Below are 19,939 nucleotides of genomic sequence, written 5' to 3'. Positions count from 1 at the left end.
TGTCTATAGATCAAACGGAGAGGTCTGAAATCCACCCGTTGCAGGCACTGGGCCGGTCTGCTGAGATGCAAGCTACGTTAGTTGAAGGATACCCTTGCCATGCGGCCCACCATGATCGGAGTTTGGATCATGATGGCGGCAGTTTTATCGGCACTGATTACGGTGCCGCTGGGGCTCGGCCTAGCCTCAGGTGTCGTCTTTCTCGCCGGCATGCTGATCGCGTGGGTTGCCGCGTTGGGCACGACTGCGACAGCTCTGTCGCGCTGGGTCGCTTCGAAGTTGAAAGTCCGCTGACCATCTGTGGACGCCCCCTTCAGCGCAAGACGGATTTCGAAGCTCTGACGCTTGATCGGATGCTGCCATCTGTCCGGCCTGTGATGCGCCCTTGAGCGCTGGCCCGTATGGAAGTTCGCGGATTAGGTCCAAATCACCCATAGCGTGCTCAAGTAAGGCACGGTGGTAAGCCCTGGTTTTCCCGATCCCGTCTCACCGACTGTGCGCCATAGCATCCCGACCATGCTGGATTCAATGCGCTTGAGCGCGCTGTGATGACCGCCTACGGCGAAATATATGGGGCAGCGGAGCCTCGCCTCGCTGCGCAACTTGCCGCCGCGAAACCGATATCACGTGAGAATACCGGTTGCGGCTTCCACACTTACTTGCAGGTTGATCCATCAGCCTGCGAGAGGATCGTCGCGTGGGGGCCTCTAGGCGAACACTTTGTCCATGTCGCCGGCATTGAGCATGGCGTCGGTCTCCTGCTGTTTTTCTCTGAGGGCTACCTCAACGAGATCGATGGCTATGCTCAGGCTGGCGAGGATACCAGCGGGATCGATTTCTCCGAGGTATCGTTCGGAGCGATCCAACGAATCGCAATCCACGCAACGTGAGCCCCCGGTCCACCCGTTGCGGACCCCGGTCGCCCGATGCGATATCGGGGCTATCAGGAGTTGCTCATGACCCAAGACCCCGTGAAGGGACCGGCGTCCTATTTTCCGTCGATCGAGAAGACGTACGGCCAGCCGATCGCGCATTGGCAGCAGATCGTGCGGGACGGCTATCCCGCCAGGCGCATGGAATTGGTCGCGCTTCTGAAGGGGCAGCACGGCATGGGCCATGGCCACGCCAACGCGGTGGTCGCGCACACCTTGGCGCAGGATGGACTGAAGTAGCGCCGGGAGGAGGGGAGCATGACGACCGGCAGTCCGCTCTCGACGCTGAAGCTTCTGCTCCCCGCCCTGGTCCCGTCGTGGAACTTCTTCGACGTGATCGCGCCGGCGCCGCGCGTGGAGTACGCCCTGCTGGCCTCGCCCGGCGACACAAGCGGGACCTGGCGGGAATTCCGACCCAGGCCCGAGCAGGTGTCGCCCGCCACCCTGCTGAAGCGCCTCGTCTGGAACCCGCGCTGGAACCAGACCCTGTTCGTGATGAGCTGCGCCGAGCGCCTGGCCGAGGATCGCACGCCCGCCCATAGCGAGGCCGAGCTGTTCAAGCGCATCGCCGCCGATCTCGCCGTCGAGCCGCGGGACCCGGCGCGGCCGTGGCTGTGCTTCCGCCTGGTCTTCGTCAGCCGGGACGGCGAGGCGCTGACCGAGGAGGTCATGGTCCAGCCCGCGCCTCGGCGGCTCAAGGACATCGACGTCCGATGAGCCCCCCCATGGACTTGGGCGCCGCCGTCCGCCTGACCGAGGTCCTGCTGGCGCTGGCCCTGATCCAGCAGAGCCTGGAGCACCTGCGCGGCCTGCCCGGCGAGCGGCCGCTGTTCGCCATCCGGATCCTGCTTTGCGTCCTCGTGGCCGGCGGGATCGCCGCGCCCTGGCCGCTGATCGGACTGGCGCTGGTCTCGCTTGTCATCCTCGAGCGCTTCCAGGGGCCCTATAACGGCGGCAGCGACCGCATGGGCCTGCTGGCGCTGTGGTGCCTGGTCCTGACCCGCCTGCTTCCGACCCCGGCGCTGAAGGAGCTGTCGTTCGGCTATCTCGGCGCGCAGCTGATGCTCAGCTATGTCATCTCCGGCGGGGTCAAGATCGTGAACCCAGACTGGCGCTCGGGCCGGGCGCTGCGCGACGTGTTCCGGTTCTCGGCCTATCCGGTCTCGCAAGGCCTGCGCCGCCTCGCCGAGCGCCCCCGGCTGCTGCTGGTCATGTCGTGGGCGGTGATGGGCTTCGAGCTGGCCTTCCCGCTGACCCTGCTGTGGAAGCCGGCCCTGATCGCCGGCCTGGCGGTCGCCGCGACCTTCCACCTGGCCAATGCGTGCCTCTTCGGCCTCAACCGCTTTTTCTGGACCTGGCTGGCGACCTATCCGGCCATCCTGTGGCTGCAGGGGCGGCTGGCTTAAGCCGCCGTCTTCTTGCGCAGCCGCGCCAGGCGCCGCAGGCGCCGCCAGAACCTCGTCTTTTCCGGCTCGGGATAGGGCTGCAGGTTGCGGAAGAACTCCTCGGCGCAGGCGCGCCACGAGAACTTCTCGGCGAACTTGCGGACCACCGCGCGGTCCAGGTCCAGGCAGGCCAGGCAGGCTTCCTTGAGGCCGTCCGTCTGGCCGGGCGCCAGGACGCCGGCGTTGGAGCCGGGGATGATGTCCACCGGACCCGGGGCCGAGAACGCCGCCACCGGCACGCCGGCGGCCATGGCCTCCAGGATCACCAGGCCGAAGGTGTCGGTCAGGGACGGGAAGCAGAACACGTCCGCCCCGCCGAAATAGCGGGCCAGCTCGTCGCCGAACTTGGCGCCCAGGAACTTCACCTCGGGATATTTCTCGGCCAGCTCCTCGCGCTGGGGGCCGTCGCCGATGACCACCTTGGTCCCCGGCAGGTCCAGGCTGGCGAAGGCCTCGATGTTCTTCTCGACGGCCACGCGGCCGACATTGAGGAAGATCGGGCGCGGCAGGCCCTCGAACGGGTCGGGATCGCCCTCCACGCGCGGCTTGAAGATGTCGGTGTCCACCCCGCGCGACCAGGGCGACAGGTTGCGGAAGCCGTGCTTGGCCAGCTCGTCGCGCATGGTCGGCGTGGCCACCATCAGGCGGCCCGACGGCTTGTGGAACCAGCGCATGTAGGTGTAGCCGGCCGCCAGCGGCAGCGGCAGGCGGGCCGAGACGTATTCGGGGAACTTGGTGTGGTAGCTGGTCGTGAACGGCAGCTTCCACTCCAGGCAGATGCGGCGCGCGGCCAGGCCGATCGGCCCCTCGGTGGCGATGTGGATCGCCTCGGGCTCGAACTGCTTGAAGCGCTCCTGCACCGGCTCATAGGCGCCGATCGCCAGCTTGATCTCCGGGTAGGTCGGCAGCGGGAAGGTCGGGAACTGCTCGGGGCTGACGACGTCGACCTCGTGGCCCATCAGACGCAGTTCTTCGGTCACCCGGCTCAGGGTGCGGACCACCCCGTTGACTTGAGGTTCCCAGGCATCGGTCGCTAGCAGAATTCGCATCAGGCGGCGGCAGGCTCCGGCAACGGCTCGTCGGCGGCTTCAGCGGCTTGGGAGGGAACGACGGAACGGGCGCGGTCGATCACCGACCACGAGCGCAGCTTGGCCCATTCCAGGATCTCGAGATGGCCGTCGGCGTGCTCGGCCAGGGCCGTGCAGCTTTCGACCCAGTCGCCGTCGTTGATGTAGCGGATGCCGTCGATGTCGCGCATCTCGGCCTTGTGGATGTGACCACAGATCACGCCGTCCACCCCCCGACGTCGCGCTTCATCGGCAACCGCGGCCTCGAAGTTCTCGATGAAATGCAACGCGTTCTTCACCTTGACCTTCAAATAGGCCGAGAGACTCCAGTAACCGAACCCCAGGCGGCGCCGCAGGCGATTCACCACGGTGTTCAGCATGAGGATGGTTCTATAGGACCAATCCCCGAGGAAGGCGAGCCACTTGGCGTGCTGGACGACGCCGTCGAACTCGTCGCCGTGCACCACTAGGTAGCGCTTGCCGTCGGCCGCCTCGTGGATCACGTCGCGCGCCACGATCACCCCGCCGAAGTGGACGCCGCAGAAGTCGCGGATCCGGTCGTCGTGATTGCCGGGGACGTAGATCACCTCGGTCCCCTTGCGGGCCATGCGCAGGATCTTCTGGACCACGTCGTTGTGGGCCTGGGGCCAGTACCAGCCGCTGCGCAGCTTCCAGCCGTCGATGATGTCGCCGACCAGATACAGCTTGTCGCACTCGACATGGCGGATGAAGTCCAGCAGCAGCTCGGCCTGGCACCCGCGGGTGCCCAGATGCAGGTCGCTGATGAAGATGGAGCGGTAGTGGCGAACGGCGACGTCGGCGCTCATGTCGAACCCCCGTTGTGGCGCCGCCAGATCATTCCGTCCCCGGATCGGAAGATGGCGGCCAACGGCAGGCGATTAAGCTGATTGCATGTCGCTTTGATGAAGCGGGCCGCGGCGGATTTACCGGGCGTTAAGGCGTCGCTTGCTCGGGGGCGGCCCGCGGCGGACCTCGGCCCTGCCCGCGAAACGCGCAGTTTCGACGTCATTGTCAAAATTCTGGACCGTTAAGCAATCCCTTTTGGCGCTTGGGGTTGCTCAAGCACGGCAAGCCTGTTGCGGTGCAGCATCGCGGGCACTAGATCACCGGCATGGACGCCGCCCGCCTCGCCAAGGACACGCCGAAATCCCAGAAGACCCGCGCGCGGATTCTGGACCAGGCGATGCGCCTGATCGCCGAGATCGGCTACCACGCCGCCACCAACCCGGTGATCGCCGACGCCGCCGGCCTGACGCGCGGGGCGATGCTCTATCACTTCCCCACCCGCGAGGCCCTGGTCGAGGCCGCCGTGGCCCACATCCAGGCCGAGCGCTCGACCCTGTTCCGCGCCGCCGCCGAGAACCTGCCCGCCGGCGCCGACGTCACCGAGCACGCGATCGACAGCTACTGGGACCTGCTGCACAGCGTGCCGTTCCAGGCCTTCGGCGAGCTGGAGGACGCTGGCCGCACCGACCCGGCCATCCACGCCCTGCTGGCCCCCGCCCAGGCCGAGTTCGACCGCGCCCAGGCCGGCGACCACTTCCTGAAGATCCTCCACGCCGGAGCGGGTCCGAGGTTCCAGGCCAGCCGCGATCTGGCGCGGTTCATGCTGGAGGGGTTGGCCAGAACGACCCTGACCTACGACAAGGACGGCCGGAAGGAGCGCCTGCTGATGCTGATCAAGCGGGCCACGCACATGCTGAACCGCAAGGGCGATGTGCAGGATTTGTGGCCGGAGTAGGGGGGCGTCGTTCTTGACGCCCCCTCCAGAGTTGCGCTCTTTGCCTTCGCCGATCAGCGTCGACAACCTCACGGTGTGCCACGAAATGGCGAGAAGCCGCGCTTGGGCGCGTGAGCAGACCGAACCTGGATATCAAGACGGCGACACCGTCGCCCTGACCGGCCCCGAACATAAGGACCGTACAAGACGAAGCCCGCCGCTCACACAGAGCGGCGGGCTTTCTTCATTGTCGCGGCGCGGGGGCGAAGTCTGCCAGGCGGCTAGGAGCCGAAAGACAATTTCAAATTGCCGAGATGCGGCAGAACGGTTTGATCGGGTGCATTGTCCGGACGGTAGGTCACGCTCCCACCGGAGTAGTCTTGCTTTTGCACCTTCACGGGCGGCATCGGCAATTCTTGAACGGGCATGTTACGGTCCCCCTGCTTAGCTTCGACGGCCACCGACATGATCGGTCTCCAACGGATTGAGGTTAGCGGGATAGAAGTGCTTACGCCTTACCCACTTAAAACCCTCGTGACGCGTAACGGTTGCGACATCGATCGCGCCGCCGACGGTGTTAGCTCCCGGTAAAAATTTCGTAAAGTTTATAGTGGTCTCAACTAGGAAAATTGCAAGGTCAATGGCGTCCTGTACCGGCATCGCCGGAAAGACGACATGCGCCTCTGTCTCCGCCTGAATGCTGGCCAAAAGTTGTCCAAGATCGGGTTGCGGGATGCCTGCCTTCGCGAGAACGCCCGGTATTGCTCCGCTATAGCCGAGGATCAGCCGATTGATTGCCTCCGGTGCACCTGCCCAATTGAGGCCCGACTGACCCGCAGCCCTCACTTCTCGCGGCGGCGTCCAAACTCCGTTGATGAGGGTGATCTGCCAAACCTCACCTAGCCGGCTTCCAGACGGAATGCCGGCCACAAATAACTCGAAGGAATGGGGACCTTGAGGCCTGTTCTGATCGGCATCGTACGCTCTTTTCAAGAAGTCATGCGCTCGGATCGCGATTTCTTGGATCGTGTAGTTGCCGGTGTCGACGTGGTTGGCGCCCGGCTCGCTGAACTCCGCCCGCAGGTCTTTCGCCAGAACCTCAATTGACGTACCGCCGATGTGACCCATGCCGGCAGTCATCGCCATGACCGGCAGCCCCTTGTGCAAGCAGAAGAGCTTTTTGCCGTGATTGTAGACATTCATGACATGCTCCCCGCCTTGGGCGTCACGGCCTATCATGGATGTGGCGCTATCTGCGGCGAAGACGATGGCGTCGCTGACTTGAATGGCTACACAAATTGTCATAGTGCCGCGTTAAACGAGAATCGCCATTTATGCTAGCGCCTGAGGCGATTGCGCTCTTACTGCAATGCCTCATCGCGCGACGAGGCGCCACCCAACCATGCCGTCGGTGCGCTTGCGGACAAGGCTGGCTCCGAATATCCAATCTCCGCCGCATCACGGCGTTCGCAGTTTTAAGCCGGAGTGGCGTGCCAGCTACGATACGAACGCGATACCTCCTTAAAGCAGCGCCTTCGAACGTGCGGAAGAGTCAGGAGCCGACGCCCCGCGTAGGGAGCCCGCCTTAGATCTCTTGGAGGCTGCAGCGTGCAGGGCTGTCCAGGTCAGTCAAGGATCGCCTACGGCGACCGCGCGCGGCGACGCGGAGCGTCGTCCTTGAGTGACCTGGACAGCCCTGCGATCGTCTCGCCGTGAGATGTAAGGCGGGCGCTCTTCCGGGGCGGAAGGCGGTTTTGACGGGAAGAGGTCGCGCACGCCAGATGCTCCCCCGCGATGCGGGGGAGCTGCCGCCCCCGGGACCGACCGAAGGTCGGCCCGAGGATAAACTCCGCGGCTGAGGGGGCTAGCTGGAGGTCGGCCGTGCTGGCCCCCTCCGGCCCTCTGGGCCACCTCCCCCGCATCGCGGGGGAGGATCTGCGGGGATTGAGCGGCTTCTATCCCCGGCGTTCGCGGCGCCGAACCCCACGAAATCAATCACTTCCCACTTTTTCGCGCCCCTGGATCATCGGCGTTGAATCCGCCGCGATACTCAGAGCTGTCCCCGTCGCGGGGGAGGGCGTTTGGATCCGGCCCAAGACGGCGGCGGGGGTAGGTTGAGCGGGGCCGCTGGCGGTTCCTGGCGGAGCCTTCACGCCACGTCGCTTACTCTTTAGGAGCGCACGCGGGTGACGGAGCCGTCCGGGATCAAAACCATCAGCGGAGCGACAGGGCGGTGATCGTACAAGCCGCCTATCGTGGATCGTCGGGGTCGAGACGGATGTAGCCGATCGACTTGGTCCGCGCCCGTCCGGGGGCAAATGGGGTCCCGAGCTGAAAGACGCTCACGCCCCCCATCCTCACGGGCAAGAACAACCTGGCGGAGCGGTCTGCGAGCCGAAACACAAACAAACCCTACGGTCCCCGGGTTCGCCCGGCCGCTCCGTCGCCTCCCCATACCCACTCGCAGCCGCACGGCGCGAGGTCGATGAAACACGTTCCCTCCCCATCGAGGGGGAAGGGAGATCAGCTCGGGCAGATCGGCAGGGCCGTCGTGAACTTGATCTGCTCCATGGCGAAGCTGGACGAGACGTCGGTCAGCGGGGCGGTGGCGATCAGGCGCTTGTAGAAGCGGTCATAGGCGGCGATGTCCTTGACCACGACCTTGAGCAGATAGTCGACGTCGCCGCTCATCCGGTAGAACTCGACGACCTCGGGCAGGGAACTGGCGCCGGCCGCGAACTGGGTCAGCCAGGCCTCGTCGTGGCGGCCGGTCTTCACGGCCACGAAGACGGTCAGGTTGAGGTCCAGGGCCGCGCGGTCCAGCAGGGCGACGCGGGCGGTGATGACGCCGGCGTCCTGCAGGCGCTTGACCCGCTTCCAGCACGGGGTCTGGCTGAGGCCGACCCGCTCGGCCAGCTCGGCGATGGCGACGGTGGCGTCCTCCTGCAGAATGGCCAGCAGGCGGCGGTCGATTTGATCGAGATCAATCATCTCGCTATCCCGTCGTTTGGAGAATGGAATTCTCTCTATCGCGCGAATGGTAACCTTTCAAACCATGTCTTTCCTCGAATCCGCGTCATCCTAGGACGCTCGGAAATTCAGCGGGGCTCCGATGGACCTGTCCTTCACGCGTCATCCCAAGTCGGTCGGCGAGAGCTATGGTCAGCACATGGGCGTGGCCTGGAGCTTCGGCTTCACGCTGCTGGGCGCGGGCCTGGCCTGCATCGTCCACGGCATCCTGCCGTTCGCCTTCGAGCGCACCGGCAGCCAGACGGTGCGCCGCCTGAACGAGCGGCTGTCGAACCGCTGCGCCAAGGCCGACGCGCATTTCGCGGCTTCGGCGCAGATCTCCGGCGAAACCGTCCGCGGATGACGACCGCGGCGATCCGGCTGGACGCGCTGCGCGACGGGGCCGGCAAGCTGGCGCCGGGCCTGGTCGCCGGCCTGCTGCTGGCCGTCCTGGCCAAGCTGCTGGCCTCCAGCCTGCACGCCCCGGCCCCGCTGGTCGCGGTGATCCTGGGCATGATGCTCGGGGCGCTGGGCCTGCAAGCCCAGCTGGGCGCGGGCCTGGACGTCTTCGCCAAGCCCGGCCTGCGGCTGGGCGTGGCCATGATGGGCGCCCAGATCAGCTGGAGCGAGTTCGCCGCCCTGGGCGGTCCGGCCATCGTCGCCAGCGGCGCCGTGGTGCTGGGCGGCCTGGGCGTCGGGGCCCTGGCGGGGACCGCTTTGGGCCTGCCGTTCGCCGAGGCCCTGATCGCGGCGGCCGCCTGCTCGATCTGCGGCGCTTCGGCCGCTCTCGCGGCCTCGCAAGCCGCGCCGGCCAGCCCGGCCAATCAGCGCACGACGGCGCTGGTCATCGTCGGGGTCAACCTGCTGTCGACCGTGGCCATGCTGGCCTATCCGCCGATCGCCCACGCCCTGGGCCTGAGCGCCCACCAGGCCGGCGTGTTCTTCGGTCTCTCGATCCACGACGTCGCCCAGGTGGCCGGGGCCGGGGCCTCGGTCTCGCCCGAGACCGCCAGCACCGCGGCCCTGGCCAAGCTGGCCCGCATCGTCTGGCTGGGCCCGGCGGTCATCCTGATCGGCCTGATGCTGAGCCGCTCCAAGGAGGGCGGCGTGGTCGGCGGGCTGAAAGCGCCGCCGCTCTTTGTTTTAGGCTTCGCGGCGCTCGCCGCCTGCCGGGGCCTGGGCCTGATCCCGCCGGCCCTGGTCGCGACCATGGCGACCTGCTCCAGCTTCCTGCTGCTGGCCGGCGTCGGGGCCATTTCGGCCAAGCTGGGTCCCAAGGCCCTGCTGGAGGTCAGGCCGAGGCTGGCCATCATGCTGGGAACGGTCACACTGGCCGTCGCGGTCCTGGCCTACGCCCTGACGAGGATTTTCTTCTAAAGATCAAGGCTTGGCGGGGAACGAAACCCGCTTCATGGTCCCCATCGAGAGTCGGAGGGACCCCACAAGTGAGCTTCTGGACGCGACGCAAGTCGATCGACACCATCACCGCGGGCCACGCGGACAGCCATCAGCTGAAGAAGACCCTCAGCTGGTATCACCTGGTCGCCCTGGGCGTCGGGGCCATCGTCGGCACGGGGATCTACACCCTGACCGGCGTCGGCGCGGGCCTGGCCGGGCCGGGCGTGATCCTGTCGTTCCTGATCGCCGGGGCGGTCTGCGCCTGCGCCGCCCTGTGCTACGCCGAGCTGTCGACCCTGATGCCGGCGGCGGGCAGCGCCTACACCTACAGCTACGCGGCCATGGGCGAGCCGGTCGCCTGGTTCGTCGGCTGGAGCCTGATCCTCGAATACACCCTGGTCTGCGCGGCGGTCGCCGTCGGCTGGTCGGCCCACGCCCACGGCCTGTTCAAGATGGCGGGCTTTCCGGACTACCTGCTGGCCGGACCTCATGCCGGCGGCGTGGTCAACCTGCCGGCGGTGATCATCTCGATGGCGGTGGCGGGCCTGCTGGCCCTGGGCACCCGCGAGAGCGCCACGGTCAACATGGTCCTCGTCTTCGTGAAGATCATCGCCCTGATCGTCTTCGTGGTCCTGTGCCTGCCGGCCTTCGACGCCAGCCACTTCACCCCGTTCATGCCCAACGGCTTCTCGGCCCATGTGCCCGCCGGAGGCGGGGCGGACCAAGCCAAGATCGGCGTGATGGCCGCCGCCAGCCTGATCTTCTTCGCGTTCTACGGCTTCGACGCGGTCTCGACGGCCGCCGAGGAGACCAAGAACCCCAAGCGCGACCTGACCATCGGCATCGTCGGCTCGATGGCCGCCTGCACGGCCATCTACATGATCGTCGCCGCCGCCTCGATCGGCGCCTCGCGCACCGAGATCTTCTCCAAGAGCGAGGCCCCGCTGGTCTTCATCCTGGAGAGCCTGCAACACGGCAAGATGGCCCAGCTGGTGGCGCTGGCCGCCGTCGTCGCCCTGCCGACCGTGATCCTGGCCTTCATGTACGGCCAGAGCCGGATCTTCTTCGTCATGGCCCGCGACGGCCTGCTGCCGCGCGCCCTGTCGAAGGTCAACGCCAAGACCGGCACGCCGGTGGTCATGACCCTGCTGACCGGGGCCCTATCGGCGGTGCTGTCGGGCTTCCTGTCGCTGAAGGACATCGCCGAGCTGGCCAATGCCGGCACCCTGGCGGCCTTCATTGCCGTGGGCCTGTCGGTGATCGTGCTGCGCCGTCGCGAGCCCAACCGCCCGCGCGTCTTCTCGACCCCGGCCTGGCAGATCGTGGCCCCGGCCGGCATCCTGGGCTGCCTCTATCTGTTCTACAGCCTGCCGGCCAAGACCCAGATCTACTTCCTGTTCGCCCACATCATCGGGGCGGTGGTCTACTTCGCCTACGGCATGCGCAAGAGCGTGCTGGCCCAGGCTGAAAAGGCCGCGCGGTAAGGGATTTCCATTCGCGAGGGCCATCGCTACAGTCGGTGTCAAAACAAGTGTTTGACACGCTCTCGCGTCCAGCGAGGGCGCTGGACAGTGGGAGAAGAAGCGCATGGCCCTCGATCTGGAAACCCGCGAGCAGCTGATCGAGACGGTGGCCCGCTTCGTGGCCGAGCGCCTGCGGCCGATCGAGGCCAAGGTCGCCGAGGACGACGCGGTCCCCGCCGACGTCGTCGAGGAGATGAAGGGCCTGGGCCTGTTCGGCCTGTCGATCCCCGAGGACTTCGGCGGCCTCGGCCTCGACATGGAGGAAGAGGCGCTGGTGGCCATCGAGCTGGGCCGGGCCTCGCCGGCCTTCCGCTCGGTGTTCGGCACCAATGTCGGCATCGGCAGCCAGGGCCTGGTGATGTTCGGAACCGATGACCAGAAGGCCAAGTGGCTGCCGGGCATCGCGTCCGGCGAGATCATCACCTCGTTCGCCCTGACCGAGCCGGAAGCCGGCTCCGACAGCGCCGCGGTGCAGACCCGCGCCACGCTGGATGGCGATCACTACGTTCTGAACGGCGCCAAGCGCTACATCACCAACGCGGGCAAGGCTTCGCTGTTCACGGTGATGGCCCGCACCAATCCCGACGTGAAGGGCGGGGGCGGCGTCTCGGCCTTCCTGGTCCCGCGCGACCTGCCAGGTCTTTCCGTCAGCAAGCCCGAGAAGAAGATGGGCCAGCAGGGCGCCCATATCCACGACGTCACCTTCGACAATGTCCGTGTCCCGGCCTGGAACCGGCTGGGCGAGGAAGGCGAGGGCTTCAAGGTCGCCATGCAGGTGCTGGATCGCGGTCGCCTGCACATCGCCGCAGTCTGCGTGGGCGTGGCCGAGCGGCTGATCGCCGACTGCGTGGCCTATGCCAGCGAGCGCAAGCAGTTCGGCCAGCCGATCGCCAGCTTCCAGCTGATCCAGGCCATGATCGCCGACAGCAAGACCGAAGCCCTGGCGGCGCGGGCGCTCGTCCTCGAAACCGCCCGCAAGCGCGATGGCGGGGCCGGCATCGTGCTTGAAGCGGCGGCGTCCAAGCTGTTCGCCTCGGAGATGGTCGGGCGCGTCGCCGACCGGGCGGTGCAGATCTTCGGCGGGGCGGGCTATGTCGCCGACTATGGAATCGAACGTCTCTATCGCGACGTGCGGATCTTCCGGATCTACGAGGGCACCAGCCAGATCCAGCAGTTGGTCATCGCCCGCGAGACCTTGAAGCGCGGCGGCTAGGGCGCGGCGGGATGTCACGCCCGCTCCGCCTTGGAGCCTTGGCGTCGCGCGGCATGGAGGGGCGTTTCTCCAGTGTTTGCGAGGGTTTTTCACGGCGCCGCCAGTCAAAAGCCCGCGCACGACCTCGGAGCGATTGCGTCATCCTGTCGCTCGCGCGCCGCGAATATTTAAGCCGGCATTAAGTATGCTGGACGAGTTTGTCCCTGGATTTCGAAACGGGGGCGGCCATGAGCCAGGATCACGCAATCGGCGACCGAGTGGCGTTCATGGGCCTGGACGACAAGGCGCGAGCCGCCCTGCGCGAACTCCAGCCCGTCATTCGAAAGACCATCGGACCCGCGCTGGAGGCCTTCTACGCCAAGGTCCGGGCCACGCCCGAGACCCGCGCGTTCTTCAGCGACGAAAAGCACATGCAGGCCGCCTCGGGCCGCCAGCAGAGCCATTGGGACGTGATCTCGCGCGGCGACTTCGACGATACCTACGTCAAGGCCGTGCGCACCATCGGCCAGACCCATGCCCGCATCGGCCTGGAGCCGCGCTGGTACATCGGCGGCTATGCGGTGGTCAGCGAGCACCTGATCCGCGCGGTGATCAACGACCAGTGGCCCAAGAGCTTCATGGCCAAGGGCGATCCGGCCAAGGCTGGCGACGCGGTCAGCGCGCTGATGAAGGCGGTCATGCTGGACATGGATTTCGCCATCTCGATCTATCTGGAGACCATCGAGGCCGAGCGTCAGCGCCTTGAGGTTCAGCGCCGCGAGGACGAGGCCTGCCAGGCTCACATGGTCGCGGCGCTCGGCGAAGCCCTGGATCGGCTGGCCCGCGGGGATCTGGTGGGTCGACTCGACGCCGACGTGAAGTCCGAGTTCCAGAAGCTGAAGGACGACTTCAACAACGCCGTCGGCATTCTGGAGCAGGCGATGAGCCGGGTGGCCGTGGCCACGGACGGAATCCGCTCAGGCGCCGACGAGATCGGCGTGGCCGCCGACGACCTGTCGCGCCGCACCGAGCAGCAGGCCGCCAGCCTGGAGGAGACCGCGGCGGCCCTCGACGAGATCACCTCGACCGTCCGCCGCTCGGCTTCCGGCGCCAAGCAGGCCCAGGATGTCGTGGCCGGCGCCAAGGCCGAGGCCGAGAAGTCCGGCATGGTCGTCGACCAGGCGGTGGTGGCCATGGGCGAGATCGAGACCAGCTCGCGCTCGATCGGCAACATCATCGGGGTCATCGACGAGATCGCCTTCCAGACCAACCTGCTGGCCCTGAACGCCGGCGTCGAAGCCGCCCGCGCGGGCGAGGCCGGTCGCGGCTTCGCGGTCGTGGCGCAGGAGGTGCGGGCCCTGGCCCAGCGCTCGGCCGACGCGGCCAAGGAGATCAAGACCCTGATCGCCAACTCGACCGCCCAGGTCGATCGCGGCGTGGGACTGGTCGGCCAGACCGGCGACGCCCTGCGCGCCATCGTCGGCAAGGTGGCCGAAATCGACGCCTTGATCGTGGAGATCGCCAGTTCGGCCCAGGAGCAGGCCACGGGGCTCAACCAGGTGAACCAGGCCGTGAACCAGATGGACCAGGTCACCCAGCAGAACGCCGCCATGGTGGAGCAGACGACCGCCGCCACCCATTCCCTCAAGGGTCAGACGCTGGAGTTGGTCAAGCAGGTGTCGACGTTCTCGATCTCGGCGCGCCAGGCGGCCGCCGCGCCTGTGGCGCCAGTCGCGACGAAGCGCTCGGCGCCCGCCGCCCGCCCTGCGGCTCGCCCCGCCAGTCGCTCGGGCGGCCAGGTCCCCGTCGCCCGCGGCAATACGGCCGTGGCGCTCAAAGAAGAGTGGGAAGAGTTCTAAGTAACGACGCGTCGATCGCGAATCTTGACCCTCTGACAGCAGAACGCCCCCGCCGACGGTGTCGGCGAGGGCGTTTTGTGTTCCCCGGAAGGGATTGGCGCTTACGCGCCGCCCGGGAAGCGGAACGGGACCTTCACGGTGCCGGTCTTGGCGCCCATCGGAAGCTTTTCGGCGATGCACATGGCGGCCTTGTCGAAGCCCTTGCCGGCCGCGCTGTTGTCGACGACCTTGCAGTCCGACAGCTTGCCCGCGTCGGCGGTGCACTCCAGCATCACCTGAGCGGCGTCGCGGGTGTTCGCGAACTGCTGCAGGCAACGGCCCATTTGGTCTTCAAAGCCGCCGGCGGCCGAAGCGGCCTGAGCGACGAAAAAGCTGCCAGCGATTCCCGCGGCAATAGCGATCGGATATTTCATCCCGCTGCTCCCAAGTAAAAGTGTCACGTCCTGTGGACGACGCGTCATCCGGACGCAAAAACTTTCTCGCAGATGCGAGTTAAGAGAATCTGAGTCGCCAAATAATATTGTAGTTTACTTCTGGGTAACCATCGCCTCGCCCCTGCGAGACTCTCGTTATGTGAGCCCCTCTCTATAGATTCCACATGCGTGGACCTGCGGCCAAATGACCATCCGGGGGCTGTTAAAGCAGGTTATGTCGAATTCCCTTTAACCAAGTCAGAGGTTGTTAGGAATCTATCGGGATTATCCGACCTCAATGTTGGCGATCCGGGGGCACGGAGCGCTGGTTGGAGGGTACCTCGCGATGAAACGCATACGTCTTGTCGATCTGCCGTTGATCATCAAGATCGGCTTTGCGCCAGCTTTCGCGCTGCTCATGCTGGCTCTCATGGCCGGCGGCGCCATTGTCGTTCAGAAAAGTCAGTCTGCCGCTTTGAAGCAGGTCGTTGAAAGCGACATGCGCGAAAACATGGCGATCCAGAAGATCTCCAAGCGCATCTCGAACATCAACGGTGAACTCTACACCGTGCTGACCCACAAGGCCGGCAACATCGATCTGGCCAAGAACGACGCCCGCATGGCGGCGATCCTGACCGAGACCGATTCGGTGAAGAAGGAACTGGCCTCGCTGAAGGCCAAGCTTCCGGCCGCGGAACAGCCGAAGATCGCCGAGCTGATCAAGCAGCTGGACGAGTGCCGCAGCGCCATCGACACGGTCAGCGGGATGATCGGCGTCGACTTCAACATGGCCGTGGGCTTCATCGCGCCGTTCGAAGAGCAATACGCCAAGATGACCGGCACGCTCGACCAAGTCGTCAGCGCCGCCAACCAGCGGGTCGAGGCCGAGAGCGCCAAGCGCCAGGCTGAAGCCACCGCCGCCATGAGCGTCACGATCGTGATGTCGCTGATCACCCTGGCCGCCGTCGGCGGTCTGGCCTGGTTCACCGTCATGACGACCCGCAAGTCGATCAACGACATCGCCGGCGCCACCGACAAGCTGTCGAAGGGCGACAACACCATCGACCTCGAAAAGATGACGCGCGGCGACGAGCTGGGCGCCATCGTCTCGGCGCTGAAGGTCTTCCGCGACAACCAACTGCACCTCGACACGCTGCGCGCCGAACAGGAGAAGACGGCCGCCCTCACGGCCGACGAGCGCCGCGCCAAGGAAGCCGCCGCCGCCGCCGCCGCCGAGCAAGCCTCCACCGTCGTCAACAACCTGGCCCAGGGCCTGGAGAAACTGGCCTCGGGCGACCTGACCTTCCGCGTCACCGCCGAATTCCCCGGCGAGTACCGCAAGCTGAAGGACGACTTCAACGGCGCCATGGGCTCGCTGCAGGAGACGATGAAGGTCATCGCCGCCTCGACCGACGGCCTGCGCACCGGCGCCGACGAGATCGCTCACGCCTCGGACGACCTGTCGCGCCGCACAGAGCAACAGGCCGCCAGCCTGGAACAGACCGCCGCCGCCCTCGACGAGCTGACCGCTACCGTGCGCCGCACCGCCTCCGGCGCGCGCCAGGCCTCCGACGTCGTCTCGACGACACGTGGCGAAGCGACGCATAGCGGCCAGGTCGTGCATCAGGCAGTCTCCGCCATGGGCGAGATCGAAAACTCGTCGAAGCAGATCAGTCAGATCATCGGCGTCATCGACGAAATCGCCTTCCAGACCAACCTCCTGGCCCTTAACGCCGGCGTCGAAGCCGCGCGGGCGGGCGAAGCCGGCCGCGGCTTCGCGGTCGTCGCTCAGGAAGTCCGGGCCCTGGCCCAGCGTTCGGCCGAAGCGGCCAAGGAGATCAAGGCCCTGATCTCCAGCTCGACCCAGCAGGTCAGCCAGGGCGTCAGCCTGGTCGGCCAGACGGGCGAGGCGCTGCAGCGGATCGTGACGAAGGTCGGCGAGATCGACGCCCTGGTCACCGAGATCGCGGCTTCGGCCGCGGAGCAGGCGACCGGTCTGAACGAAGTCAACACGGCCGTGAACCAGATGGATCAGGTCACGCAGCAGAACGCCGCCATGGTCGAGCAATCGACCGCGGCGACGCACTCGCTGAAGGGCGAAACCGGCGAACTGGTTCGGCTGATGGCCCGCTTCCAGGTGGGCGGCGGGTCTTCGACCTACGCCCGCCCGGCCATGGCCGACGCGACGCAGCACGCTCCGGCGCGCAATCCGGTGGCCGAGCAACAGGCTCGCCTGAACACCTTCGCCCGTCCGGGGCGGAGCACTGGTTCGGCGGCCGTGGCCCAGGCCCCCGCCACCGAAGGTTGGGAGGAATTCTGATGGCCGCCGCGATCGCGCTACCTGAAACCCTGGATCTGAAGGCCGCGGCCCCACTCAAGGCCGCCTTCCTGGAACGCCGCGGCGCGGCGATCACCGTGGAAGCCGATCAGGTCCGTCGCCTCGGCGGTCTGTGCCTGCAGGTCCTGCTGGCCGCCCGCAAGGCGTGGGACCGGGACGGCCAAGCCTTTTCGATCAAGGGGCCTTCCCAGGCCTTCGTTGAAACCACCCGTCTTTTCGGCGCCGAAGGGGCGCTCCTCTCGGCGGAATTCCAAGGAGCTGAATCGTGACGCGTACGGTTCTCACGGTCGATGATTCCCGCACCATGAGGGACATGCTGCGCATGGCTCTGGTCGGCGCCGGATTTAATGTGGTCGAGGCTGTCGACGGCGAACATGGTCTGGAGGTTCTCTCCGCCCATCGCCCCGACATCATCATCACCGATATCAACATGCCCAAGCTGGACGGCTTCGGCTTCATCGAGGCGGTGCGGGTCGACGACGACTATCGCGCCATCCCGATCCTGGTCCTGACCACGGAAAGCGACCCGGCCAAGAAGCAGCGGGCTCGTGAAGCCGGCGCGACGGGTTGGATCGTCAAGCCGTTCAACCCCGAAAAGCTGGTCGACGCGATCCGTCGCGTCGCCGCCTAAGGGGTTGGGCCGCTCAGGGCCCGCCAGTACCGCGTACCGAATTTTGACTACCCGTTGCTAGACGCGAATTAGGACGTACGGGATATGGACGAGCTAGAGGCCATCAAGGTCACCTTCTTCCAGGAATGCGAGGAGCTTCTCGCCGACCTCGAGGGCGGTCTCCTGGCCATGCAGGAAGGGGCCGGCGACAGCGAGACGGTCAACGCCGTGTTCCGCGCCGTCCACTCGATCAAGGGCGGCGCCGGCGCCTTCGGCCTCGAGCCGCTGGTGCGCTTCGCCCACGTGTTCGAGACCCTGCTGGACGCCGTGCGCGCCGGTTCGGTGCCCAACACGGTCGAACTGGCCGCCGTCCTGCTGCGCGCCTCCGACATCCTGGCCGACCACGTCAGCGCCGCGCGCGGCCTGGGCGATGTCGACATGGCCGCCTCGGCCGCCATGGCCGCCGAGCTGGAAGCCTGGACCGACCCGAACGCCGCCCCGGCCCCAGTGGCGGCCCCGGCCGCCGCCGCTCCCGTGGCGGTCGAGGAGGCCGCTTCGGCCGCGCCCGCCAGCGTTTCCGACGTCGCCGCCGAAGACGCGATGGATGACGACGACCTCGGCTTCGTCTTCGTGCCGCAGACCATCTCGGTCGAGGCGCAGGCCGCCGACGCCGATCTGATCCCCTCGAACGTCTGGACGGTGTCGATCCGTCCGAAGTCGGACCTCTATCGCAAGGCCAACGAGACGGCGCTGCTGCTGCGCGAGCTGAACCGCCTGGGTCCGATCAAGGCGACCCTGGACGACCGCGCCCTGCCGTCCCTGGAAGACCTGGATCCGGAAGCGGCCTTCGTGACCTGGAGCGTCCGCCTCGAGACCGAGGACGACGAGGCCGCGATCCGCGAAGTCTTCGAGTTCGTCGACGGCGACTGCGACCTGGAAATCACCCGTGGCGAAGCCGCGGTCGAGGATGCTCTGGCCTCGCTGCTGACGGTGGCCGAAGCGCCCGCCGCGGCGTCTGAAATGGCCATCGAGCCCGTTGCTCCGGCCGCCATCGAAATTCCCGCCCCTGAAGCGGTCGCGGCGCCCGTCGCTGAGGTCGTGGCCGTCGCGCCGACGCCCGCGCCTGCCGCCGAGGCCGCCAAGCCTGCCGCCGCCACGCCCAAGGCTACCCAGGTCGAAGTCCCGGGGCCCGGCCAATCGGTGATCCGCGTCGATCCCGAGCGGATCGACCGCCTGATCGACCTGGTCGGCGAACTGGTTATCAACCAGGCCATGCTGGCGCAGCGCGTCGGCGAATACGGCATCGCCCCGTCCTCCAACCTGGCCATGGGTCTGGATGAGCTCGAGCAGCTCACCCGCGAGATCCAGGACAGCGTCATGGCCATTCGCGCCCAGCCGGTGAAGTCGGTGTTCCAGCGGATGCCGCGCCTGGTTCGCGAAGTCGCCAACATGACGCACAAGCAGGCTCGCCTGGTCATGGACGGCGAGAACACCGAGGTCGATAAGACGGTCATCGAGCGTCTGTCCGACCCGATCACCCACATGCTGCGCAACGCCATCGACCACGGGCTGGAAAGCCCCGAGGAGCGCAAGGCGGCCGGCAAGAATCCCGAAGGCGTCGTGCGTCTGGCCGCCCTGCACCGCAGCGGCCGGATCGTCATCGAGGTTTCGGACGACGGCAAGGGCATCAACCGCGAGCGGGTCCTGTCGATCGCGGTCAAGAAGGGCCTGATCGCGCCCGACCTGACCCTGACCGACGAAGAGATCGACAACCTGATCTTCCTCCCGGGCTTCTCGACCGCCGACAAGATTTCGGACGTGTCGGGTCGCGGCGTCGGCATGGACGTCGTCAAGCGCTCGGTCCAGGCCCTGGGCGGTCGCATCTCGATCACCTCGCGTCCTGGTCTGGGCTCGACCTTCACGCTCAGCCTGCCGCTGACCCTGGCCGTCCTGGACGGCATGGTGGTCGACGTCGCCGGCGAGACCCTGGTCGTGCCGCTGGCGGCCATCGTCGAGAGCCTGCGCCCGAAGCCGGAAGAAGTTCGCCCGCTGGGTCCGGTCGGCTCCGTGCTGGCCGTCCGCGACAGCTTCGTGCCGCTGATCGACGTCGGCCAGGCCCTGGGCTACCGCACCCACTCTCCGCACCCGACCGACGGCGTGGTGCTGCTGGTCGAGGGCGAGGACGGCTCACGCGCCGCCCTGGTGGCCGACGCCATCCACGGTCAGCGCCAGGTCGTCATCAAGTCGCTGGAGCAGAACTATCAGCAGGTCGAGGGCGTCGCCGCCGCGACCATCCTGGGCGACGGCCGCGTCGCGCTGATCCTCGACGTGGACGCCACGATCGCCATGCGTCGCCGCGAAGGCGGGGCGCCCCGCCCCACAGAACCCACCCTCATCGCGGCGGAGTAAGTC

General features: G+C 66.7%; 21 protein-coding genes. 15 read left to right on the top strand and 6 right to left on the bottom strand.

Translation table 11 applies throughout. The features are described 5' to 3' along the window. The first annotated feature begins 99 nt into the window (after window positions 1–99). The 5 genes from ACW175_RS21895 (at window position 100) to ACW175_RS21875 (ending at window position 2,338) form a co-directional block, all read left to right on the top strand. Window positions 100–294: a hypothetical protein gene (locus tag ACW175_RS21895; protein ID WP_492102033.1), complete on the top strand. Its 195-nt coding sequence runs from the start codon at window positions 100–102 to the stop codon at window positions 292–294. Window positions 295–548: 254 nt separating this feature from the next. Continuing rightward, window positions 549–890 carry a hypothetical protein gene (locus ACW175_RS21890; RefSeq protein WP_492102032.1) on the top strand — a complete coding sequence of 114 codons (342 nt, stop codon included), beginning with the start codon at window positions 549–551 and terminating at the stop codon, window positions 888–890. Window positions 891–956: 66 nt separating this feature from the next. Further along, window positions 957–1,172: a DUF4287 domain-containing protein gene (locus ACW175_RS21885; RefSeq protein WP_492102031.1), complete on the top strand. Its 216-nt coding sequence runs from the start codon at window positions 957–959 to the stop codon at window positions 1,170–1,172. An 18-nt stretch (window positions 1,173–1,190) separates the two neighbouring features. Further along, entirely contained in the window at window positions 1,191–1,649 is a 459-nt protein-coding gene (locus tag ACW175_RS21880) for a hypothetical protein (RefSeq protein ID WP_492102030.1), read from the top strand. 8 nt (window positions 1,650–1,657) lie between these two features. Continuing rightward, entirely contained in the window at window positions 1,658–2,338 is a 681-nt protein-coding gene (locus ACW175_RS21875; protein WP_492102029.1) for an HTTM domain-containing protein, read from the top strand. Here ACW175_RS21875 and ACW175_RS21870 read toward each other — a convergent pair. Further along, the gene (locus tag ACW175_RS21870) at window positions 2,335–3,426 is read right to left on the bottom strand and encodes a glycosyltransferase family 4 protein (protein WP_492102028.1); all 1,092 of its coding nucleotides are present in this window, start codon (window positions 3,424–3,426) and stop codon (window positions 2,335–2,337) included. The two genes, ACW175_RS21875 and ACW175_RS21870, sit on opposite strands and share 4 nt — an antisense overlap. Then, window positions 3,426–4,271 carry a UDP-2,3-diacylglucosamine diphosphatase gene (locus tag ACW175_RS21865; protein ID WP_492102027.1) on the bottom strand — a complete coding sequence of 282 codons (846 nt, stop codon included), beginning with the start codon at window positions 4,269–4,271 and terminating at the stop codon, window positions 3,426–3,428. The genes ACW175_RS21870 and ACW175_RS21865 overlap by 1 nt, the downstream gene beginning before the upstream one ends. A 305-nt stretch (window positions 4,272–4,576) precedes the next feature. Between ACW175_RS21865 and ACW175_RS21860 the strand changes: the two genes are divergently transcribed. Beyond that, the gene (locus ACW175_RS21860; RefSeq protein ID WP_099581639.1) at window positions 4,577–5,206 is read left to right on the top strand and encodes a TetR/AcrR family transcriptional regulator; all 630 of its coding nucleotides are present in this window, start codon (window positions 4,577–4,579) and stop codon (window positions 5,204–5,206) included. Window positions 5,207–5,466: 260 nt separating this feature from the next. On the opposite strand, the gene ACW175_RS21855 is transcribed toward ACW175_RS21860, so the two are convergent. From ACW175_RS21855 to ACW175_RS21845, 3 genes are all read right to left on the bottom strand, one after another. Continuing rightward, window positions 5,467–5,652, bottom strand: coding sequence for a hypothetical protein (locus ACW175_RS21855; protein ID WP_492102026.1), 186 nt, complete (start codon window positions 5,650–5,652; stop codon window positions 5,467–5,469). Beyond that, a complete protein-coding gene (locus tag ACW175_RS21850) occupies window positions 5,630–6,388 on the bottom strand; it encodes a hypothetical protein (protein ID WP_492102025.1) in 759 nt (252 codons plus the stop codon). The genes ACW175_RS21855 and ACW175_RS21850 overlap by 23 nt, the downstream gene beginning before the upstream one ends. A gap of 1,320 nt (window positions 6,389–7,708) precedes the next feature. Further along, a complete protein-coding gene (locus ACW175_RS21845) occupies window positions 7,709–8,176 on the bottom strand; it encodes an Lrp/AsnC family transcriptional regulator (protein ID WP_492102024.1) in 468 nt (155 codons plus the stop codon). Between the two features lie 121 nt (window positions 8,177–8,297). Between ACW175_RS21845 and ACW175_RS21840 the strand changes: the two genes are divergently transcribed. From ACW175_RS21840 to ACW175_RS21820, 5 genes are all read left to right on the top strand, one after another. Continuing rightward, a complete protein-coding gene (locus ACW175_RS21840; RefSeq protein WP_492102023.1) occupies window positions 8,298–8,558 on the top strand; it encodes a DUF6356 family protein in 261 nt (86 codons plus the stop codon). Next, window positions 8,555–9,571, top strand: coding sequence for a putative sulfate exporter family transporter (locus ACW175_RS21835; RefSeq protein ID WP_492102022.1), 1,017 nt, complete (start codon window positions 8,555–8,557; stop codon window positions 9,569–9,571). The genes ACW175_RS21840 and ACW175_RS21835 overlap by 4 nt, the downstream gene beginning before the upstream one ends. Window positions 9,572–9,573: 2 nt before the next feature. Next, entirely contained in the window at window positions 9,574–11,076 is a 1,503-nt protein-coding gene (locus ACW175_RS21830; protein ID WP_492105029.1) for an amino acid permease, read from the top strand. A 103-nt stretch (window positions 11,077–11,179) separates the two neighbouring features. Next, a complete protein-coding gene (locus ACW175_RS21825; protein WP_492102021.1) occupies window positions 11,180–12,328 on the top strand; it encodes an acyl-CoA dehydrogenase family protein in 1,149 nt (382 codons plus the stop codon). 227 nt (window positions 12,329–12,555) lie between these two features. Further along, window positions 12,556–14,166: a methyl-accepting chemotaxis protein gene (locus ACW175_RS21820; protein WP_492102020.1), complete on the top strand. Its 1,611-nt coding sequence runs from the start codon at window positions 12,556–12,558 to the stop codon at window positions 14,164–14,166. Window positions 14,167–14,267: 101 nt separating this feature from the next. Here ACW175_RS21820 and ACW175_RS21815 read toward each other — a convergent pair whose 3' ends face one another. Beyond that, complete coding sequence (locus ACW175_RS21815; RefSeq protein ID WP_099444777.1) at window positions 14,268–14,579, bottom strand: hypothetical protein; 312 nt, start codon at window positions 14,577–14,579, stop codon at window positions 14,268–14,270. 298 nt (window positions 14,580–14,877) lie between these two features. On the opposite strand from ACW175_RS21815, the gene ACW175_RS21810 reads away from it, so the two are divergent. From ACW175_RS21810 to ACW175_RS21795, 4 genes are all read left to right on the top strand, one after another. Beyond that, a complete protein-coding gene (locus ACW175_RS21810) occupies window positions 14,878–16,899 on the top strand; it encodes a methyl-accepting chemotaxis protein (protein ID WP_492102019.1) in 2,022 nt (673 codons plus the stop codon). Next, entirely contained in the window at window positions 16,899–17,186 is a 288-nt protein-coding gene (locus ACW175_RS21805) for an STAS domain-containing protein (protein WP_099581622.1), read from the top strand. Before ACW175_RS21810 ends, ACW175_RS21805 begins: the two co-directional genes overlap by 1 nt. Beyond that, window positions 17,183–17,548, top strand: a complete 366-nt coding sequence (locus ACW175_RS21800) for a response regulator (RefSeq protein ID WP_099581620.1) — start codon at window positions 17,183–17,185, stop codon at window positions 17,546–17,548. The genes ACW175_RS21805 and ACW175_RS21800 overlap by 4 nt, the downstream gene beginning before the upstream one ends. An 84-nt stretch (window positions 17,549–17,632) precedes the next feature. Further along, window positions 17,633–19,936 carry a chemotaxis protein CheA gene (locus tag ACW175_RS21795; protein WP_492102018.1) on the top strand — a complete coding sequence of 768 codons (2,304 nt, stop codon included), beginning with the start codon at window positions 17,633–17,635 and terminating at the stop codon, window positions 19,934–19,936. Window positions 19,937–19,939: the final 3 nt, after the last annotated feature.

The organism is Caulobacter sp. FV1ye6ST (assembly GCF_058681225.1).
The sequence above is the reverse complement of the archived record's forward strand: the minus strand, read 5'-3'. Positions and strand labels throughout refer to the sequence as shown.

Coding starts and splice junctions, on each gene's coding strand:
- ACW175_RS21895 (WP_492102033.1), top strand. CDS start 100: ATGCGGCCCACCATGATCGGAGTTTGGATCATGATGGCGGCAGTTTTA.
- ACW175_RS21890 (WP_492102032.1), top strand. CDS start 549: ATGACCGCCTACGGCGAAATATATGGGGCAGCGGAGCCTCGCCTCGCT.
- ACW175_RS21885 (WP_492102031.1), top strand. CDS start 957: ATGACCCAAGACCCCGTGAAGGGACCGGCGTCCTATTTTCCGTCGATC.
- ACW175_RS21880 (WP_492102030.1), top strand. CDS start 1,191: ATGACGACCGGCAGTCCGCTCTCGACGCTGAAGCTTCTGCTCCCCGCC.
- ACW175_RS21875 (WP_492102029.1), top strand. CDS start 1,658: ATGGACTTGGGCGCCGCCGTCCGCCTGACCGAGGTCCTGCTGGCGCTG.
- ACW175_RS21870 (WP_492102028.1), bottom strand. CDS start 3,426: ATGCGAATTCTGCTAGCGACCGATGCCTGGGAACCTCAAGTCAACGGG.
- ACW175_RS21865 (WP_492102027.1), bottom strand. CDS start 4,271: ATGAGCGCCGACGTCGCCGTTCGCCACTACCGCTCCATCTTCATCAGC.
- ACW175_RS21860 (WP_099581639.1), top strand. CDS start 4,577: ATGGACGCCGCCCGCCTCGCCAAGGACACGCCGAAATCCCAGAAGACC.
- ACW175_RS21855 (WP_492102026.1), bottom strand. CDS start 5,652: ATGTCGGTGGCCGTCGAAGCTAAGCAGGGGGACCGTAACATGCCCGTT.
- ACW175_RS21850 (WP_492102025.1), bottom strand. CDS start 6,388: ATGAATGTCTACAATCACGGCAAAAAGCTCTTCTGCTTGCACAAGGGG.
- ACW175_RS21845 (WP_492102024.1), bottom strand. CDS start 8,176: ATGATTGATCTCGATCAAATCGACCGCCGCCTGCTGGCCATTCTGCAG.
- ACW175_RS21840 (WP_492102023.1), top strand. CDS start 8,298: ATGGACCTGTCCTTCACGCGTCATCCCAAGTCGGTCGGCGAGAGCTAT.
- ACW175_RS21835 (WP_492102022.1), top strand. CDS start 8,555: ATGACGACCGCGGCGATCCGGCTGGACGCGCTGCGCGACGGGGCCGGC.
- ACW175_RS21825 (WP_492102021.1), top strand. CDS start 11,180: ATGGCCCTCGATCTGGAAACCCGCGAGCAGCTGATCGAGACGGTGGCC.
- ACW175_RS21820 (WP_492102020.1), top strand. CDS start 12,556: ATGAGCCAGGATCACGCAATCGGCGACCGAGTGGCGTTCATGGGCCTG.
- ACW175_RS21815 (WP_099444777.1), bottom strand. CDS start 14,579: ATGAAATATCCGATCGCTATTGCCGCGGGAATCGCTGGCAGCTTTTTC.
- ACW175_RS21810 (WP_492102019.1), top strand. CDS start 14,878: ATGTTGGCGATCCGGGGGCACGGAGCGCTGGTTGGAGGGTACCTCGCG.
- ACW175_RS21805 (WP_099581622.1), top strand. CDS start 16,899: ATGGCCGCCGCGATCGCGCTACCTGAAACCCTGGATCTGAAGGCCGCG.
- ACW175_RS21795 (WP_492102018.1), top strand. CDS start 17,633: ATGGACGAGCTAGAGGCCATCAAGGTCACCTTCTTCCAGGAATGCGAG.